The organism is Streptomyces sp. JH34 (assembly GCF_029428875.1).
Taxonomy (GTDB): domain Bacteria; phylum Actinomycetota; class Actinomycetes; order Streptomycetales; family Streptomycetaceae; genus Streptomyces.
Map to the genome: position 1 here is coordinate 2,955,616 of NZ_JAJSOO010000001.1, position 19,604 is coordinate 2,975,219.

At 68.9% G+C, this 19,604-nt stretch carries 11 protein-coding genes and 1 pseudogene; 7 read left to right on the forward strand and 5 right to left on the reverse strand.

Annotated elements, in window-relative coordinates:
• Window position 1: 1 nt before the first annotated feature.
• Window positions 2-7,732 carry a ricin-type beta-trefoil lectin domain protein gene (locus LWJ43_RS12860; protein WP_277332423.1) on the reverse strand — a complete coding sequence of 2,577 codons (7,731 nt, stop codon included), beginning with the start codon at window positions 7,730-7,732 and terminating at the stop codon, window positions 2-4.
• A gap of 521 nt (window positions 7,733-8,253) precedes the next feature.
• Between LWJ43_RS12860 and LWJ43_RS32900 the strand changes: the two genes are divergently transcribed.
• The 6 genes and pseudogenes from LWJ43_RS32900 to LWJ43_RS33060 form a co-directional block, all read left to right on the forward strand.
• Window positions 8,254-8,892, forward strand: a complete 639-nt coding sequence (locus LWJ43_RS32900; protein ID WP_346771986.1) for a hypothetical protein — start codon at window positions 8,254-8,256, stop codon at window positions 8,890-8,892.
• 370 nt (window positions 8,893-9,262) lie between these two features.
• Window positions 9,263-11,419 (forward strand): FG-GAP-like repeat-containing protein, encoded by a 2,157-nt coding sequence (locus tag LWJ43_RS12865; RefSeq protein WP_346772011.1) that lies wholly within the window; start codon window positions 9,263-9,265, stop codon window positions 11,417-11,419.
• 183 nt (window positions 11,420-11,602) lie between these two features.
• Window positions 11,603-12,595, forward strand: coding sequence for a type I pantothenate kinase (coaA, locus tag LWJ43_RS12870; RefSeq protein WP_277332424.1), 993 nt, complete (start codon window positions 11,603-11,605; stop codon window positions 12,593-12,595).
• Window positions 12,596-12,613: 18 nt separating this feature from the next.
• On the forward strand, window positions 12,614-13,576 hold the full coding sequence (locus LWJ43_RS12875; RefSeq protein ID WP_277332425.1) for a DUF389 domain-containing protein: 963 nt from the start codon (window positions 12,614-12,616) through the stop codon (window positions 13,574-13,576).
• 103 nt (window positions 13,577-13,679) lie between these two features.
• Window positions 13,680-14,012: a hypothetical protein gene (locus LWJ43_RS12880; protein WP_277332426.1), complete on the forward strand. Its 333-nt coding sequence runs from the start codon at window positions 13,680-13,682 to the stop codon at window positions 14,010-14,012.
• Window positions 14,003-14,176 (forward strand): annotated as a pseudogene (locus LWJ43_RS33060) (PH domain-containing protein); the annotation flags it as partial. The gene LWJ43_RS12880 and the pseudogene LWJ43_RS33060, both read left to right, overlap by 10 nt.
• 30 nt (window positions 14,177-14,206) lie before the next feature.
• Here the strand turns inward: LWJ43_RS33060 and glmM are convergent.
• From glmM to LWJ43_RS12900, 4 genes are all read right to left on the reverse strand, one after another.
• Window positions 14,207-15,565 (reverse strand): phosphoglucosamine mutase, encoded by a 1,359-nt coding sequence (gene glmM / locus LWJ43_RS12885; RefSeq protein WP_277332427.1) that lies wholly within the window; start codon window positions 15,563-15,565, stop codon window positions 14,207-14,209.
• Window positions 15,566-15,785: 220 nt separating this feature from the next.
• Window positions 15,786-16,313, reverse strand: coding sequence for a 30S ribosomal protein S9 (gene rpsI, locus LWJ43_RS12890; protein WP_277332428.1), 528 nt, complete (start codon window positions 16,311-16,313; stop codon window positions 15,786-15,788).
• 46 nt (window positions 16,314-16,359) lie between these two features.
• On the reverse strand, window positions 16,360-16,803 hold the full coding sequence (gene rplM / locus LWJ43_RS12895) for a 50S ribosomal protein L13 (protein WP_073744271.1): 444 nt from the start codon (window positions 16,801-16,803) through the stop codon (window positions 16,360-16,362).
• Window positions 16,804-17,031: 228 nt separating this feature from the next.
• On the reverse strand, window positions 17,032-18,660 hold the full coding sequence (locus LWJ43_RS12900; RefSeq protein WP_277335878.1) for an ABC-F family ATP-binding cassette domain-containing protein: 1,629 nt from the start codon (window positions 18,658-18,660) through the stop codon (window positions 17,032-17,034).
• Between the two features lie 58 nt (window positions 18,661-18,718).
• Here LWJ43_RS12900 and LWJ43_RS12905 point away from each other — a divergent pair, with 58 nt between their 5' ends.
• Window positions 18,719-19,570, forward strand: coding sequence for a hypothetical protein (locus LWJ43_RS12905; protein WP_277332429.1), 852 nt, complete (start codon window positions 18,719-18,721; stop codon window positions 19,568-19,570).
• Window positions 19,571-19,604: the final 34 nt, after the last annotated feature.

A 19,604-nucleotide genomic window follows, 5' to 3' on the forward strand; every position in this document is an offset into this window, starting at 1 on the left:
TTCACCCTCCAGGCCAGTGTCCGACGATCGCTTCCGCCGGGATATTCTGCCAGATCAAAACTTCTGAGTCCTTCCTGGCGTAGGCGCTATGCCTCCTGCTCGACGGAAACGGACCAGAAGAGATATCCACGTAGCTATATGGAGTGCGCCTCAGGTCGATCGCAACCACCCCATGGCCTTGATTGTACTTATCGAATGCAATGCCGGGGTTCTTGGTTGTCGAGATCCATGGCGTCAGCTTTTTTCCGGCAACATGCGACAGAGGACTGACCCCTGCATTACCGGGAGCCCGAGCCGTCAATCCCATTGCAGGGTCATCATTCTCAGCCAGCGCACGGTAGACGATATTTCCGTCGGGATCCGGTCCATCGGGCCTGCTACCACAGTTGTGAACCAGAACCGGCGTGGCCCCCGCCAGCACATAGTACGTGTGGGTGTCACTGACGGTGAGGTTGTGGACGGTTTCGCCGGCTGCGGTCCAACGTTGAATGGCACTGATCTGGACGTGGGTGCCGGCGCTGGTGCGGAGCCATTGGCCGGAGCGGAGGTCCGTGGCATCGATCCAGTCGCCGAGTTCCTCGACCCAGAAGGGATGGCCGTCGGTCGCGGTGACCGAGGCGGTCTCGTCGCCCCGGTCGCCGTCGGTGTCGATGGTGACCTTGACCAGGTGCTTGAGGCCGTCGCCCTTGATCTCGGCGGTGACCGTCTCGACCGTCGTCTCCCCGGTCTCCGGGTCGGTGGCCAGGACCTTGTCGCCGGCCTCGACGTCCTCGATGTCCTTCGTCGAGCCGTCGGCCATCACGACCTTGGTCCCGGGGACGAAGCTGTTGCTGGTCGGGCAGGAACCGCCCGGCTTGCCAGAGCCTCCGCCACCACTGCTGCCGCCGTTGCTCCGTGAGGAACCACCGGAAGAGCCACCGGGTTTACCCGCGCCGGCCTTGGTGCCACCCGAGCTCTTGTGGGTGGCCGAAGCAGAGGACACCTTCGGCGCCGAATTGGCCTGGGCCTGTTTCTGGACCGGGCTGCCCGTCTTCTTCGTCTCGTTGACAGCCTTGTTACTGGTTGTCTGTTTCTTCTCCGCCGCCTTCTTTTTCGCGGCCTGCGCCGCCTTCTTGGCCTTCTCGATCGCCGCCTTCTTCGCCGCGAGCGCCTTCTGCTGCGCCGCCTTGGCCGCGGCAAGGACCGCCTCGGCCTTCTTCTTCGCCTTGTTGAGCGCCTGGATGGCGTTGAACGTACGGTGAACGGCCTTGACGAGGGAGGGAATCCGAGCGAGCTTGCCCAAGGGAACTGCTCCGACAACCATGCTGACGCAGGACATCACGCTGCCCCCGAAGCAGCCCATGACGTCGCCGCCGCCGATCAAGCCCCACAGCGCTTCCCCGGCGGCCGACAGGATCACCGAGGTGACGGACTTGCCCATGGTCGACTGTGCCTGCGACACCTGCGCCGCCGACAAGCCAGCCCCGGCCAGGGCAGCCGCCGTCTCCGACGCCGTCAGGGAGACAGCCAGACCCGTCGGGTCGGACAGCGTCACCGGGTTGTTGTGGGCGTAGGCGTACCCGTTGGCCTGCATCGGGTCCGCGAGGTCCAGCACCGGGTCCGCGGACAGGAAGCGCCCCACCGCCGGGTCGTACATACGGGCACCAAGCTGCGTGTAACCCGAGGCATCGTCCGGGGTCATGCCCAGGAACGCCGCATGCGTCTGCCGGCCCGCACCGGACGTGGACGCGCCGCGCTCGTTTCCGAACGGGTCCTGCTTGCGGACGCGGACCGGCATGCCGTCGGTCATGGCGACCTCGGCATACGTACTGCCCTGATGGTCACCGACCTGCGCGACCAAGGTGCTGGTCTTGTTGTAGCCGTACTGGTAGCGCAGCACACTGCCGCCCGGCGCATCGTAGCTGCGGTGCGTGGAGACCAGCTTGCCCGCCGCCTGCGTGGTGACCTCGGTCTCCCCCACATGCAGCGTGGCCTGCTTACCCTGGACCGTCAGCAGACGGCTGCCGTCCGGACCGTAGATGTAACGGGTCTCGTCCTGCGCCTCCCACTTCTGCGCCGCCGAGGAAGCCGAGCAGGTGGCGAGGACGGTGGACGTGCCATTGGCCGTGGCTCCGTCCCTGACCGCGATGCACAGACCGGTGTCGGCGTGGATCAGCTGGCCCGACGCGTTGCGCTTGATCTTCTGGTTGGCCGATCCGTCACACGCGTGGAGCTGCAGACCGGAACCCGCCGAGGGCGAGCCGGGCTCGATGCACCACTTGTCGTCGTAGACGGTCATGGTGCCCAGGTCCGGGTCCGACTGGCCGGGCTGCTCCCGGAAGGACCACTTCTGAGCGGCCGATCCGTTGCAGCCGGAGAGGTTGACCGGCGTGTTCTCCGCCGCCGTGCCGCCGCTCAGGTCCAGGCACTTGTCGGCGAGGCCGACATAGGGGGACCTGCCGCCGCCGCCCTCGCCGCTGAGGCGCTCCACCTGGCCGTCCCAGGTCCAGGTGAGGTCCTGGGTGTCGCCGTTCCCGAGCGAGGTGACCTGCTTGGTCTCGCCCGTGAGCTCGTGGAGCCGCTCGGCCTCCGCGGTGACCTGGGCGCCGGCCGGGGTGGTGTACTTCTTGGTCACCTTGGTCAGGGTGTGTGGCTGTGAGCCGTCCGCCTTGCCGTAGGCGTAACTCGTCACCGAGTCCTTGGCGGTGGCGCCGGCGAGGTCCTTCTCGGTGAGCTTCTTACGGTTGCCGAGCAGGTCGTACTCGTACTGCTGCCAGTAGCCGGAGCCGTCCGGGCCGGCCGTCACGTTGAGGGCGCCGTCCTCCTTGACCGGGCCGTCGACGCAGTGGTCGAGGTCGGCGGAGGTCCACGCCTCGGTGAGCTGGCCGATCGGGTCGTAGGTGAAGCACTGGCGTTCCTGGATGCCGGTCGAGCGCTCCTGGATGCCCGTGACGTTGCCCGCGTCGTCGTACGAGTAGGACCGGTGGGAGGCGAGCTTGCCGGCGACCACCGCGGTGTCGCCGTTCTGCTCCCGGTACACCTGCTGGTCGGTGAGTGCCCCGGAGGCGTCGTCGAAGCTCGAGAAGGACCACACCCGGTGGGGCTGAGCGCCCAGCGTCGAGCGCAGCAGCTGGCCGTACGGGGAGTACGCGGCCTCGGAGCCGTACCAGTCCTTGCCCGAGATGGAGAGCGGCAGGCCTTCCTCGTTGTAGCGGACGACCAGCTTCTCGCTGTCGAACGCCCCTGCCGCGGGGATGGTGCCGTCCAGCAGGAGGCCCGTGTCGCTGTAGTTGTAGGTGGAGGTGTACGACTTCTGCAGGCCCCAGGTGGTGGCGAGGGCGTCCGGAAGCGACAGCGTGGTGGAGCGCGGCTGGTAGTCGGCGGTGTACCCGCCGACCGTCATCGTGTACTCCTGGCCGTCGGTGACGCGCACCGAACTGGCCGGCAGGCCCTTGCCCCCCGGCGCGGTGTCGTACGTGCTCCGGGCGACCAGGTCACCGGCGGAGCCGTCGAGACGCTGCTCGGTCGGCCGGGACAGCTCGTCGTACTTGGTCCAGACGGTGACACCGCGCGCGTTGGTCGTGGTGAGCGGCCGGTCGCGGTGGTCGTACGTCGTGAGGGTGGTTCCGGCGTCCGGGTCGGTTGCGGACACCATCCGGCCGCGCTGGTCGTACTTCCACGTCCATGTGCGCGCGGAGTTCTGTGCGCTGTACGCCTTCACGAGTTGACCGAGGTCGTCGAACTCGTACTTCACCGACGTGTACTCGGTGCGTTCGGCGTCGGTGAAGGTGTCGACCTGGGTGGTGCGGCCCATCGAGTCGGTCCGGACTCGATAGGAGGCCGCGCCGGAGGGGTTGATGACCGTGGACCAGTCGGCGCCGTACTCGTACCGCGTCGAACGCGCCTGTATCTCGCTGCCGTTGAGGACCGGCAATTCCTTCACCACGCGGCCCAGACCGTCGTAGGTGTAGCGGGTCGCGTTGGGCACGGCGGTCTCGGCGAGCGGGGTGAAGAGCTGACCGCTCGGCTTGCCGGTGGCCAGGTAGGCGTTGTTGGTCTGCCAGACCTCGCCCGAGCTGTTGTAGAGGGTGTCGGTGATCAGCCGGCCGCCGCCGGTCGCCTCCTCCTGGGTCTGCCGTTCCCGGCCCAGGCCGTCGTAGACGGTGACGGAGGACTCGACACGGTTCTCGTGCCCGCGGGCCTTGGTGACGACGTAGGGCGGGAGGCGGTCCGGTTCCTCGGGGTCGATCTCCGGGATGTGGTACTCGGCGGCGAAGTCCGGCACGGAGGACGACGACGAGGTCCGGCCCGGGGCCCACGCCTCGACGAGCCGGCCCAACGGATCGAACACGGACTGCGTGACGTGTCCGTTGGCGTCGGTGCTCTTGGGGGCGGTCCCGCGCCCGGGCTCGATCTCCTGGATGGAGCTCTGGCCCAGGGAGTTGGTCTCGGTGACTCCGAACGTCTGGCCGCCCTCCATGCGGTAGGTCGTGGTCGACGACTTGTCGTCCGGGTCGGTGGTCTTCACCACACGGCCGCGGGAGTCGAACTCGACGGTGCCGTCGGCCTGGAAGCCTGATCCGTCGGCCTTGAGCGACCAGGTCCGGGTGGCCAGACCCCGCGTGGAGTCGGTCAGTGCGGCGCCGTACCCGCCTCCGTCGTAGGCGGTGCGGGAGCCGGAGGCGAGCTTCGCCGTCTTGGTGAAGTCGGCCGTGGCGCACGGGGTGGCGGTGCTCAGGCTCTGCTTGGTCAGACCGATGAGGTTCTTGCCCGTGTGGTGGACGTACTCCAGCTCGGTGCAGGAGACGTCACCGACGAGTCCCGGGTCGGCCTTGTCCTCAAGGGTCTCGATCCGGACCGGCAGGCCGTACTTCGTCTCGAAGGTGGTCTTCGTCTCCGACGTGCGGACGTCGCCGTCGCCGTCCTTGCTGTAGGCGAGCTGACGCGGTTCGGTGACCCGCCAGGCCTTCAGCGGGTCGAGGCTGTCGCCCCGATCGCGGGAGGCCAGTTCGGTGGCCTCCGGCACGGTGACGGAACGGGTCAGCCAGGCCGCGTCGGCAACGGTTGCCTCGGCGTATGTGAGCTCCTCGGCTATGCGCCCGGCGAACGGTTCGCGGTCGTACGCGATGTGCGCACCGGCCGTGTCCTTGACGGACACGTTGTCGCCCATACCGCGGAAGTACCGTGTGACGGCCTTGGTCCGCTTGCTGCCGATCACCGGATCGTCGGCGCCCGTGACTACGGCGACCTGGTCGAAGCCCGCGAACTGCGAGTACGTCCGCGTCGACTTCTTCGTGAACTCCTGCTCGGCCATCCGCCAGCCGGCGGTGCCGTACGTGTACTTCGTGCTGGTCGAGTAGGCACCGTCGACGTTGGGGAGTTCCTCGATCTCCTGGACCACGTACTTCTGGAACCAGTCGATGTCCTCCTTCTCCGGGTCCGGATGCCAGTAGGAGGGGTAGCACAGGCGTGTGTTGCTCTTCAGCGCGTCCTTCTCGGACTTGCCGGGCAGGTCCTGGCCGGTGGCGCACTGCCCTGCCGGCTGCTTGTAGGTGACGACGGTCTCGCCGCCGTACTCGCTGATCACACGGCCGATGCGCAGTCGGGAGAAGCCCGGGCGCGGGTCCTGGTCCCCCCGCATCACGCGGTTGGGCATGTCGTCCACGTTCGGCTCGAACCGGACCGGGTTCAGCGTCACGCTCGCGTCGGTGGAGCCCTTCTGGGCGTAGCCGGTGCGGGTGACCGACTCCAGCCACAGGGCGGTGTTCGGACCGGTGCGCAGGACTGGGAAGGACTGCTTGAGCTGATAGCGGTCCACCACCTGGCGGGCATCGGTGCCGGTGCGCCGCTGCGCGGACGTCTGGATCGTGTCCAGGCGCTTGGTGGACCAGAAGGACGGCGCCGCGTTCCAGCACATCTTGCCGGAGGCGCATCGCAGGTCAGCCGGGGTGTCGTACCAGATGCGGTACTTACCGGGGTCCTTGGAGGTGAAGTTCGCGTCGCTGCACTCGAGGGAGCCCTCGGCGTAACAGCGTTCGGCGACGGTGAAGAGAACGCGGCCGGGGGCTTCGGCGCCGAAGATGCTGTTCTTGCGCTGGCCGTAGTCGATGTGGGTGAGGTAGCCGTCACGGTCGTACGTGACCGGGGCCTTCCAGTTGAAGTTCTTCGCGTAGTGGTTGGTGTCCTTCTTCCACCACAGGGACATGGCGTTCTCGTGGACGTCCTCGACATAGTCGAGGTTCCACCGCCAGGCCTGCTTGCACTCGGAGCCCTTCCAGTCACCGGCCTTGTAGCAGGGCTCGTCGGCGTGGTTCCCGAACACCGGCACTGTGAGGGCCGAGTTGGTGACGGGGTCGCCCTCGGACCATCCCGGCAGCTTGTTCATGCCGAAGTGGTACTTGGTGCCGTCGTTGGTGGTGACGATCCAGTACTCGCCGTCGGCGTCGCCGTTGCCCTTGCCGGTGTCCATGACGACCTGGATCCGGGAGCCGTCTCCGTTGGCCGTGAACCACTGCTTGTCGTCCGCGTCCCAGACGAGCTCCGTCGTGGCCCCGCCCAGTGTCAGTGTGGCGTTGTCCGAGCCCCAGCACATGTCACCCGTCTTGTGGGTGGCGTTGTTGGCGCCCGTCTTCTTGGCGTCCTCGCGGCAGGAGGCGTAGGTACGGGTGATGGAGCCGGCGTTGTAGTCCCAGCCGTCGCCGATCCAGGAGGCCTGGTTGTTGGTGGACGAGGTCCGACCGTCGACCGACTGGGACGAATAGGACAGTCCCACCTTCGGGGTCAGCCCGCCGGGTGCTTCGGGCACCTGGACCTGGTAGCCGTAGGTGAAAGCACCGGAGGACGAACCGGATGCCCAGGCGCCGGACGACTGCAGTGGGGTCGCTGTGAAGTCTCCCGCCGCCGACGCTCCGGTGTCCAGCACGCCGACCGCACGTGAGCCGGGCCCGTCCGCGGCGGAGGCCCGCGCGAGACCGGACGCCTCCGAGCCGGCTTCCACGCCGAGGAGTTCGGCGACCGGAACACCGGCGGAGACCACCCGGCGGGTCTGCAGGGTCTCGCCCTCGTTCGCCGCGGCCGCACGCAGCTTCGCGTCGGCCTTCGGGTGGACCACTTCGATCTCGCTGGCCATAGGCTGCATCGACACCGCCGCGCCGTCCGGCGTCTCCTCGGCCGGCGGCTCCGGGGCGCACTCGCCCTCGGTCGGCGCGTCGATCACACAGTTGGGCAGCAGGACGACACCGAACCGGTCGGCCGCCTGCGGACCGTACAGGTCGGCGAATGCGGTGTAGTCGACCCCGACGATGACCTCGGCCGCCGGGTCGGCGGTGGCAGGCGGGGTGATCTCCATCAGCAGCCCGTCGACATCGGCGGTCTGCGAGTCCGCCGGAGCCTTCAGGTCGACGGTCCACTCGCCTGCCAGACCTGCGGGGTCGCCGTCCTCGGGTACTCCGAGCGAGACCGTCGGCACGTTCTCGACCGGGACCGACTTCCCCGGCTCGGCCTCCGTCAGGTCAGCCGTACCCACACCCGGCGCCCACTCCTCCACGGCCACGGGGGCGTAGGGGGTGGTCGGCACCTCCGGCGCCGTGGTCAGGTGCCTCTCGGCACTTTCGTCCTGCTCCGTGCGCGCGCTCTCCGGCAGTTCGGGGAGTTCGACCGCCATCTCTTCGCGCGGCTTCGGCGGGATGGCTGCGGCCTCCAGCGACAGGCTGCCCCAGGTGAGAGCCGACGTCAGCGAGACGACCACCGTCATGCGGAGACGGCGGCGTCTCTGCCGACTCCTTCCGGCCGAGGCCGGCCGGCCGAGCCCCCACCAGGACCCCGGACCTGCTGCACGCATGCGTCGACTCCCACCTTGCGCAAAGAACAGCGGAACTTTGAAATACCGCGCAGCGCGCCCGACTTGGGCGCACGCGCCGGGAATCTTGCGACACGCGAGGGGAATGATCAAGGAACGCAGAGTGACCGGTGAATGCGAAAAGTGATCTTCACCACGGGACAAACAGGAACCGCTCCCATCAGGCGGTCGGGAGCGGGGGTTTCACAAGATCTCCGCAATGTCAGAGCTTTTCTCCCCGCCCGGGCATCCATGATCAAAAATTTGACCTTCTCGCCTCATCACACTGCGTTTCGATCACGGATCGATAAATTTCTTTACTTAGGCAGTTGTCGCAAGCACATGCGATCGTGCGGGCGCATGTGTCCGCGGCCGGTGGAGCGCGGGCCAGACCTGTCGACCCCCGCCCGTCCGTTCGGTCCCCTCGGAGAAGCTCAGTGACCGTGCCACGCCTGCTCAGACCGTTCGTGCGTAGCCGCGCACGGCTGTCCGTCACCCTCGGCCTGCTCGTGGCCGCGCTCACCGCATCCCTGCTGCCGTGGTTCACCGGCTGGCCGGGCGACGAGAACGCCTCGTCGCAGGCCCAGGGGGGCAGTACGAAGGCGTCACCGGCGGGTGATCGCCCCCGCACCCACGAGCAGGCCGCCGCCGCGGCCCGCCACACCGGCGAGAAGGTCCTCGTAGAAGCGGCCACCACCCCCACCACCCTCACCTGGGCGCTGCCCGACGGGAAGACGCGTCAGCAGATCAACGCCACCCCGCAGCGGGCGAGGAACGCCGACGGCGAGTGGGCGAAGATCGACACGGAGCTGCGCCGCACCAAGGACGGCATCCTCCCCGTCAACGTCGTGGTACCGGTCCGTTTCTCGGCCGGTGACCGCCAGGAACGAGCCGACCGCGACGCCCCCCCGGAGCACGCCGACGGCGGGGGACAGCGTGCTGGCCGAGGTCGAGCTGGAGGGCCACACCGTGGCCTACACCTGGCCCGGCACACTGCCCGAGCCGGTGCTCGACGGCGCGCGGGCGCTGTACGAGGAGGTCTTCCCGGGCGTGGACCTCCTGCTGGTCGCCCGTGAGGAGGGCGGCTTCGCGCAACTGCTGATCGTCAAGACGCCAGAGGCGGCACGGAACGAGGCCCTGGAGACGCTCACCTTCGGACTGCGTTCCGAGACTGCCGAGTTCGAACATGACCGCACCACCGACACGGTCCGCGTGCTCGACTCGCAGAAGGGCAGGGAGATCGGTTCCGTGCCGACCCCCTTCGCCTGGGACTCCTCCGGCAAGGACCCCGACCTGGAGCCGGGCACCGAGGTCCGCACAGCTACCGGAGACGCTGATGAGGTGCTGGGGCTCTCCGGTCTGTCCGGCATCGAGCCGGGCGCGCGGAGCAGTGCGCTGAAGACCAGCCTGACCAAGGAGGAAGGCGGCGCCCGCCTCGGCCTGGACATGGATGCCACAGGTCTTCTGAAGAGTGACGACGTGCGCTATCCGTTGTTCATCGATCCGTCGATCCAGCCCCCCTGGAAGGCCTGGACGGTCGCGTACAAGCCCTACCCGAACTCCAGCTTCTACAACGGCACCAACTTCAGCTCCGGCACATCGGACGCCCGTGTCGGTCACGAGAACGAGACCAGGGGCACGGCCCGTTCCTTCTGGCGGATGGGCTTCTCCAGCAGCCTCAAGGGCGCCACCGTCACCAAGGCGCAGTTCAAGGTGCTCAACAACCACTCCTGGTCGTGCGACGCCCGAAAGTTCCACCTGTACCGCACCGGGGCGATTTCCTCCGGCACCACCTGGGCAAAGCAGCCGAGCTGGTCGTCGCTCCTGCAGTCGCAGTCGTTCGCCCACGGGTACAAGACCTGTTCCGACGACTACGTGCTGTGGAACGTGCAGGCAGGCGCCCAGTACGCGGCCAACGCCGGCGCGTCGACCCTCACCCTGGGGATGCGGGCCGACGCCGAGAGCGATGAGTACACCTGGCGCAAGTTCCGCGCCACGTCGGCCACCCTCTACGTGGAGTACAACCGCAAGCCCAACGAGCCCACGGCGGGCACCACCACCCCGGGCGGCGCCTGCCTGGCAGCCCCGTCCAGCCGACCCGTCGCCAAGACGAACATCGTGCTCTCCGCGACGGCGACCGACCCGGACAAGAACCTCTCCAAGCTGCGCTTCCGGTGGTGGAAGTCGGGCGCCACCGTGCCCTCGGGCACCCTGGTCACCCCCAACAGCGGCGGCAAGGCGACGCTGACCATTCCGTCCAGCAGCCTCACCGACAAGACCACCTACCGGTGGGACGTCCGGGCGGAGGACAGCGAGGGCGCGGACTCCACTTACTTCCCACCCGGTGACCAGCCCTGCCAGTTCACCGTCGACGCCTCCGCACCACCGCGGCCCGACGTGACCAGCGTGGACTTCCCGGAGGCGACGTCGGACGGCTTGACCTGGTCCGAGAAGAAGTTCGGCCTGAGCGGCACCTTCACCTTCAGCTCACCGGGTGCCACCAAGTTCGCCTACACGCTCGTCGGCGCCACGTACACCGAGAAAGCCGCCACCCTCACCACGGACGAGTCGGGCAACGCCGTCGGTGTGCTCTCCCTCACCCTGACCCCGCCCAGCGCAGGGCCCAACAGCATGCGCGTCTACGCCTACGACTCGGTCGGCAACAAGTCGAAGGAGTACACCGACTACCTCTTCTACGTGCCGCCGCGGGACACCGCGGACGCTCCGGGAGACCTCAGCGGTGACGGCCGCGCCGACCTGCTCACCATCAACGCGAGCGGCAACCTCCGCTCCTACTCCGGCCTGCCCGACGGTGAGCTCTACGTCTCCCTCACCGCCGGATACGCCTCCGGCGGGGCACTGAACCCGACCGGCCACTGGTACGCCCCCGCAACCGACAAGGCCGCGTTGATCTCCCACCACACCGACGTCTACCCCGGTGACGGTGTCACCGACCTCTTCGCCCGCACCCCCGACGGCGGGTTCTGGCTGTACCCGGGCGACGGCTACGGCAGCTTCGACGTCGACAAGCGGCTGGCGGTCCGCCTGCCCGCCGGCTCCCCGGACCCGGCGAGCTGGGTCCAGCTCAAGGCCGTCGGTGACATCACCGGCGACCAGCGGCCGGAAGTGTTCCTGCGCACCGGCGACGCCTACTGGGCGCTGATCGGCTACACGGGCGGTTCCTTCCAGGAAGCCGTCCGGATGAATCCCGACGCGTGGGCGATACGCGACATCGTCAACGTCGCCGACATCGACCTCGACGGAACCCCCGACCTCCTCTGGAGGAACACCTCCAACGGGAACGTGTACGTACGGCACGGCAAGCCCGGAACGGTCGCCGGCAGCGTGGACCTGGCCTCCCTGAAAACGGCGGCGGCCTCCCGCGAGGGCATCGACACCCCGTACGGGAACTCGTGGACCGGCGCCGCCATCGACACCGCCATCGGTATCCCGGACGTGAACAACGACCGCATCCCCGATATATGGGCGCGCTTCACGGTCGACGGATCGGTGAAGGTCTACCACCCGTCCAAGACCAACACCAACGGGCCCGCGAAGACCGTGATCTCCGGCGGCTGGGGCGACGTCAAGGCCTTCGGCTGACGTCGTGGCCGGATCGAGCCGGGAAGCCCGGACCGCAGCTGTGCGGCCCGGGCTTGCCGGCTCCTCGGCGTTCGGGCTTCCGGCTCGTTCCGTCCCGTGTCGTCCCGGACGGGAGCACCGCCCTCTCCCCCACGTGACCGACCCCACCCCCCACTCCGTTCAAACTCCCGCAACAATGAACACGTGATCACCTCGTCCGCACGGAGCCCCCGCCGCACCGAGCACGCGCCGACGCCCTACGTCGACCTGACCCGGGCGGAGTGGAGCGCGCTGCGTGACAAGACCCCGCTGCCCCTGACCGCCGAGGAGGTCGAGAAGCTGAGAGGCCTCGGTGACGTCATCGACCTCGACGAGGTCCGGGACGTCTATCTGCCGCTCTCACGGCTGCTCAACCTCTACGTCCAGAAGACCTCCGGCCTGCGCGGCGCCCTGAACACCTTCCTGGGTGACGCGGGCAACGGGCACGGCGAGCAGCGCGGCACCCCGTTCGTCATAGGGGTCGCCGGAAGTGTCGCCGTGGGCAAGTCCACCACCGCCCGCATCCTTCAGGCCCTGCTGGCACGGTGGCCGGAGCACCCCCGGGTGGAGCTGGTGACGACCGACGGCTTCCTGCTGCCCATGAAGGAGCTCCAGTCGCGGGGCCTGATGTCCCGCAAGGGGTTCCCCGAGTCGTACGACCGGCGGGCGCTGACCCGGTTCGTCGCCGACATCAAGGCCGGCAAGGACGAGGTGACGGCTCCCGTCTACTCGCACCTGATCTACGACATCGTGCCGGGCGAGCGGCTGACCGTACGCCGCCCCGACATCCTGATCGTCGAAGGGCTGAACGTGCTGCAGCCCGCGCTGCCCGGCAAGGACGGCCGGACCAGGGTCGGGCTCGCGGACTACTTCGACTTCAGCGTGTACGTCGACGCCCGCGCCGAGGACATCGAGACCTGGTACCTCCACCGCTTCCGCAGGCTGCGTGAGACGGCGTTCCAGAACCCGTTCTCGTACTTCCGCAAGTACACGCAGGTCTCCGAGGAGGAGGCGCTGGACTACGCGCGCACCATGTGGCGGACCATCAACCGGCCCAATCTGCTGGAGAACGTGGCGCCGACGCGCGGCCGTGCCACTCTGGTGCTGCGCAAGGGGCCGGACCACAAGGTCCAGCGCCTGTCACTGCGCAAGCTCTGATCCCGGAAAGGGTGCACCGTGCTGCATCTGCGCCTCATCGTGCCCGCCGACCGCACCGACGAGGTGCTGGAGCTGATCGGGCGGACCGTGGGCACCACCCACGTCGCGGTGCTCGCGGGCGCCGCGCGGAACCCGGCGGGCGATGTGGTCATGTGCGACGTGGCGCGCGAGGCGGGCGACGAACTGATCGGCGCCCTGCGGCGGATGGACATCGACAGCGTCGGCTCGATCACGGTCGAGAACATGGACCTCACCCTCTCCCGGCACGCCGACGAGGCCGAACGGGCAGCGCCGGGAGAAGGCGCGGACGCGGTCCTCTGGGAAGAGCTGAGCGAGGTCACCCACGAGGAGTCGACGTTCAGCGTCACCTATGTGGCCTTCCTGGCCCTCGCGACGATGCTCGCCGCGTGCGGGGTGATGCTGGACAACGCGGTCCTGATCGTGGGAGCCATGGCGGTGGGGCCGGAGTTCGGGCCGCTGGCGGGTATCTCGACGGCGCTGGTGCAGCGGGCGCCCCGGCTGGTGGGGCGGTCGCTGTGGGCGCTGATCGGCGGCTTCGCCGCGGCCATGGCGATCACGGCGGGCTTCGCCTGGCTGATGGACCTGCTGGGCCTGTTCACCGAGGACATGGTCACGGCGGAGCGGCCCAACACCGGCTTCATCTGGCACCCGGACTGGATGTCGTTCGTGGTCGCGCTGCTGGCGGGCATCGCGGGGACGCTCTCGCTGACCTCGGCGAAGTCGGGTGCGCTGATCGGTGTGGCGATCTCGGTGACCACGGTTCCGGCGGCCGCCAACGCCGCGGTCGCGTTCAGCTATCAGGACCTCCAGCAGACCTGGGGGTCGTCGGTACAGCTGCTGGCCAACCTCGGCGGCATCGTGCTCGCGGGGACGCTGACACTGCTGGTGCAGCGGGCCGTGTGGAACATGCGGCGCCGGACGGTTCCGGCCGTCCGGCGGGCACCGGGCGTTCCCAGGTGACCGCGGCCCTGTCGAAGGGGTGACGAACCGGCAGCTTCACGGGCGCGGAGACTGCCGTACCGGGTACAGGCGGCAGCGGCAGCGCCGATGACACGATCCCGGCATGACCGACACCCCGGATCTGATCTTGAATCCCAGGAACAGACGTGCCCTGTGGTGCTCCGTAGCCCTCGGAGCGGCCGGGACCGGCCTGGCAGCGATACGCCTGGCGTACGTGGCCGGGTTCCCGGACCCGGCGGCGGCTGTGGGCCTGCTGCTCGCGGTACTGGGTCTCGTCTGCCTGTACGCCGCGACCGCCCGGGTGAGCGCCGGTGTCCACGGTCTGCGCTCCTGGACGCTGCTGCGCCGCCGGAGCATGCCGTGGTCCGACGTCGCGGACCTGCGTACGTACATCCAGTACGGGCGTAACCAGGAGATCCACCGTGTCAGCGTCTGAGGGGCAGTGACGGCGACACCGTCCACAGGAGCTGGCACGTCGCCGAGCTCGACGACGCGGGCACACCGGTCCGCCTCGCCGCCGCCCCGGACGACCTGACCCGCATCATCCGTGAGCTGGAGCGGAGCCGCGGGCCTCACGGCGCCGGACGGGCCCGGCCGTGAGGCCGGGCCCGTCCGGGAGTTGACGGCAGATCAGCCGAGAGCGGACTTGACCACGTCGGCCAGCTGCCCGGCCACGGCACGCGCCTGCTCCAGGTCGGCGGCCTCGACCATGACCCGTACGAGCGGCTCGGTGCCCGACTTGCGCAGGAGCACGCGCCCGGTGTCACCCAGCTCGTGCTCGGCACGGGACACCGCGTTGGCCACCTCGGGCGAGGTGTCCACGCGGGACTTGTCGACGTCCGGCACATTGACCAGGACCTGCGGGAGGCGCTGCATGACGCCGGCCAGGTCGGCGAGCGTGCGCCCGGTGGCGCTGACGCGGGCCGCGAGCATGAGCCCGGTCAGCGTGCCGTCACCCGTCGTGGCGTGGTCCAGGACGATGACGTGGCCGGACTGCTCGCCGCCCAGCGCGAAGCCTTCGGCCTTCATCGACTCGAGGACGTAGCGGTCGCCGACGGCGGTCTGGACGAGCTGGATGCCCTCCCGCTCCATGGCCGTCTTGAAGCCGAGGTTCGACATGACCGTGCCGACGACGGTGTCCTTGCGCAGGTGGCCGGCCTCGCGCATCGCGACGGCGAGCACGGCCAGGATCTGGTCGCCGTCGATCTCCTCGCCGTTCGCGTCCACCGCCAGGCAGCGGTCCGCGTCACCGTCGTGGGCGATGCCCAGGTCGGCGCGGTGCTCGACGACGGCGGCCCGCAGCAGGTCGAGGTGGGTGGAGCCGCAGCCGTCGTTGATGTTCAGGCCGTCCGGTTCCGCACCGATGGTGACGACCTCGGCCCCGGCCCGGGCGAACGCCTCGGGCGAGACACGGGCGGCGGCACCGTGGGCCTCGTCGAGAACGACCTTCAGGCCGTCCAGCCGGTTGGGGAGGACGGCGATGAGGTGGGCGACGTAGCGGTCGAAGCCCTCGGTGTAGTCGGTGACGCGTCCCACGCCCGCGCCGGTCGGGCGCTCCCAGGGCTCCCCGGTGCGGTGCTGCTCGTAGACCGACTCGATGCGGTCCTCCAGCTCGTCGGCGAGCTTGTGCCCACCGCGGGCGAAGAACTTGATGCCGTTGTCCGGCATCGCGTTGTGGCTGGCGGAGAGCATGACACCGATGTCGGCGCCGAGCGAGCCGGTGAGGTACGCGACGGCCGGAGTGGGCAGCACCCCGACGCGCAGCACGTCCACGCCGGCGCTGGCCAGCCCTGCCACGACGGCGGCCTCCAGGAACTCTCCGGACGCGCGGGGGTCGCGACCCACCACGGCGGTCGGCCGATGGCCCTCGAAGGTGCCCACCTCGGCCAGCACGTGTGCCGCCGCGACCGAGAGACCGAGCGCGAGCTCGGCTGTCAGATCCGCGTTGGCGACACCGCGTACGCCGTCCGTGCCGAAGAGTCGTCCCACTGGTGTCCTCCGAAAGTGCTCCGAAACCGCAAAACCAAAGTAAGCAAAACCGGGCATGACAAGACAAGGCACAGCAAAGAAGGGCGCGCCTGAGGCTGTCAGACCGATAAACATGCAAACGTCTTAAGCCGTTATACGCCCGCGAGGGCTGATAAACGAACGCCCCGGCGACACGGTGTGTGCCGCCGGGGCGAACGTGTAATGCAGACGAGCAGGCGATTTAGCGCTTGCTGTACTGCGGGGCCTTACGGGCCTTCTTGAGACCGGCCTTCTTGCGCTCGACCGCACGGTCGTCGCGGGAGAGGAAGCCGGCCTTCTTCAGCGTGGCGCGGTTGTTGTCCACGTCCGCCTCGTTCAGCGCACGGGCCACACCGAGGCGCAGGGCACCGGCCTGGCCGGAGACGCCGCCACCCGAGATGCGGGCGATGACGTCGTAGCGGCCGTCGAGCTCGAGCACCTTGAAGGGCTCGTTGACTTCCTGCTGGTGCACCTTGTTGGGGAAGTAGTCCTCAAGGGTGCGCCCGTTGATCTTCCACTTGCCGGTGCCCGGGACGATCCGGACACGGGCGATGGCGTTCTTGCGACGGCCAAGGCCGGCGGCGGGCTGCGGGTCGCCGAAGCGGCCCGCGAGCGACTCGGAGGTGTACTCACCCTCGACGGGGACCTCCGACTCGAAGGTGGTCACCTCGGCGAAGGTCTCTTCGCTCTCGGTGCCCTCGACGGGCGTCTCTGCAGTGGTCTCGGCCACGATTCTCCTCAGATCTTTCTTTGACGTCTTAGGGGGGAGGCCGGAACTACTGCGCGACCTGGGTGATCTCGAACGGGACCGGCTGCTGCGCAGCGTGCGGGTGCTGGTCGCCCGCGTAGACCTTGAGCTTCGAGATCATCTGACGACCCAGGGTGTTCTTGGGGATCATGCCCTTGATGGCCTTCTCGATGGCCTTCTCGGGGTTCTTCGCGAGGAGCTCGTCGTAACGCACCGAGCGGAGACCGCCCGGGAAGCCCGAGTGGCGGTACGCCATCTTCTGGGTCTTCTTGTTGCCGGAGAGGTGAACCTTCTCGGCGTTGATGATGATGACGAAGTCGCCCATGTCCATGTGGGGGGCGTAGATCGCCTTGTGCTTACCGCGGAGGAGGTTCGCAGCCGTGGTGGCCAGACGGCCCAGGACGATGTCCTCGGCGTCGATGATGTGCCACTGGCGAGTGACATCGCCGGGCTTGGGGCTGTACGTACGCACTTCGTAGCCTTCGCTTCTTCAGTGGATGAGGTCCAGACACATGGCACCCCTGAAGCGATCATGCAGCTGGGGCCCGCAAATGCCGGGGACGATGCCCGTATGCGAGCCACTGGTAACTGCTCCAGAGAACCTACGTAAGGGCTCTTCGCGTGAGAACGACGAAGCCGATACGTATAACAAAGACCGAGACTACCCGCCCCGCCCCGGACGGGTCAAAACGCGCCGTCCCTACCGCTTCCGCTCGACCCTCCGCTCGTCCCAGACCGGCTCCGTGGTCTCCCGGACCACCCCGTCGGAGCCGAAGACCAGGTATCGGTCGAAGGACTTCGCGAACCAGCGGTCGTGGGTGACGGCCATGACCGTCCCGTCGTACACCTCGAGGCCCTCCTGCAGGGCCTCGGCCGACTCCAGGTCGAGGTTGTCCGTCGGTTCGTCCAGCAGCAGCGCCGTCGTGCCGGCCAGCTCCAGGAGCAGGATCTGGAAGCGCGCCTGCTGTCCGCCGGACAGCCTCTCGAAGGCCTGGTCGCCCTGGCGCTCCAGTTCGTAGCGCCGCAGCACCGACATCGCGCCGCCACGGTCCTTGGCGTGCTCCGTCCACAGGATCTCGACGAGCGTCTTGCCGAGCAGCTCCGGGTGGGCGTGGGTCTGGGCGAAGTGGCCGGCCACGACCCGCGCGCCGAGCTTCCACTCGCCGGTGTGCTCGACGGGCTCACCCGCCAGCAGCCGCAGGAAGTGCGACTTCCCCGACCCGTTGGAGCCGAGCACCGCGACCCGCTCCCCGTAGTAGACCTCCAGGTCGAACGGCTTCATCAGGCCGGTCAGCTCCAGACCGGTGCACGTCACCGCCCGCACCCCCGTCCGCCCGCCGCGCAGCCGCATCCGGATGTCCTGCTCGCGGGGCGGCTCCGGCGGCGGGCCGGCCTCCTCGAACTTCTTGAAGCGGGTCTGCATCGCGTGGTAGCGGTTCGCCATGTCGGGGCTGTTCGCCGCCTGCTGCCGCATCCGCAGGACCAGCGCCTTCAGCCGCTTGTGCTCCTCCTCCCAGCGCCGCAGGAGTTCCTCGAAGCGCGCGAAGCGTTCCTTGCGGGCCTGGTGGTACGTGCCGAACCCGCCGCCGTGCACCCAGACGTCCGACCCGGCCGGGCCGGGCTCCACGCTGACGATCTTCTCGGCGGCCCGCGAGAGCAGTTCCCGGTCGTGGGAGACGAAGAGCACCGTCTTACGGGTCTCCTTGAGCCTCTCCTCCAGCCACCGCTTGCCGGGGACGTCCAGGTAGTTGTCCGGCTCGTCCAGGAGCAGCACCTCGTCGGGGCCTCGCAGCAGCGCCTCCAGGACCAGCCGCTTCTGCTCGCCCCCGCTGAGCGTGCGCACCTCGCGCCACTGCGCCTTCTCGTAGGGCACGCCGAGTGCGGCCATGGTGCAGACGTCCCACAGCGTCTCGGCCTCGTACCCGCGTGCCTCGGCCCAGTCGCTCAGCGCCTGCGCGTAGGCCATCTGCGCGGCCTCGTCGTCCACGGTGAGAATGCGCTCCTCGGCCGCGTCGACGGCCTTCGCCGCCTCCCTGATCCGGGGCTGGGCCACCGCCACCAGCAGGTCGCGGACGGTCCGCCCGTCCCGTACCGAGCCCACGAACTGGGCCATCACGCCCAGGCCGCCGCTCACCGAGACCGAGCCGCCGTGCGGCTGGATCTCCCCGGAGAGCAGCTTCAGAAGTGTCGTCTTGCCCGCACCGTTCGCGCCCACGAGGGCGACGACCGCACCGTCGGCCACCCGGAAGGAAGCGTCGCCGAGCAGCACCCGTCCGTCCGGTAGGTAGTACTCCAGGTGGCCCGCTTCGAGATGTCCCATGCACAGCATTGTCACGGCAGCCGAACCGTTGGCCCAACCGGATTACGGTCGGTCTAGGATTCGCCGCATGAGCTTTGGGCAAGGGGGGCCCTCCTGGGGGCCGGGAGACAGCCGGACTCCGGACTGGGCGGCACTGGCGGACGCCTCCGCGGCGCGCGGCAGGCGCAGGAAGTGGCTGCTGATCGGCGGCGGCGCGCTGGCCACCGCTGCGGTGGCCGCGATCGTGGCCACCGCCGTGATCACCGCCGACGGTGGCGGCGGGGCCTCGGGACCGGAGAGCGGCGCGAGCAAGCTGCCGGCCCCCGCCGACCTGCCCTCGGAGTCCACACCGGGGCCCTCCTTCTCCTCGGTCGCGCCGCCGCCCCCGCCGGACCCGAAGGACTACATAGCCGACGAGAAGAAGGACACGTCCCCGGTCACCGTGGACGCCTTCTTCCCCGGCAGGAAACTCACGATGGGCGACCGCGTCTACGCCAAGAACGCGACCGCGCGCACGGCCGCCTGCGCCACGACGACCCAGGGCGCCCTCGGCTCGGTCCTCGACGGCAACGGCTGCGACCAGGTGATCCGCGCCACGTACAGCAAGGACGGCATCGCGGTCACCATCGGCCTCGCCGTCTTCGGCACCGAGAAGGAGGCCAGGAAGGCCGCCCAGCAGGCGTCCGGCGGTCTCGCCTCGCTCAGCGGCTCGGGCGTCCCCACCTTCTGCCGCGGCGGATCCGTGTGCCGCCGGACCGCCAACTCCTACGGCCGTTATGCCTACTTCACCGTCGGCGGCTTCATCAGCGGGAAGAACGTGACCACGGCGGCCAAGGACGTGTACGCGGTCGGCGACGACCTGACCGACTTCACCTTCCGCCAGATCCGCCACCGCGGCGAGGTCCAGGCCTCGGCGGCCGCCGGGGCACCCGTCACCTGACGGGCCCCGCGCCTCCCCCCACGCACCAGCCCCG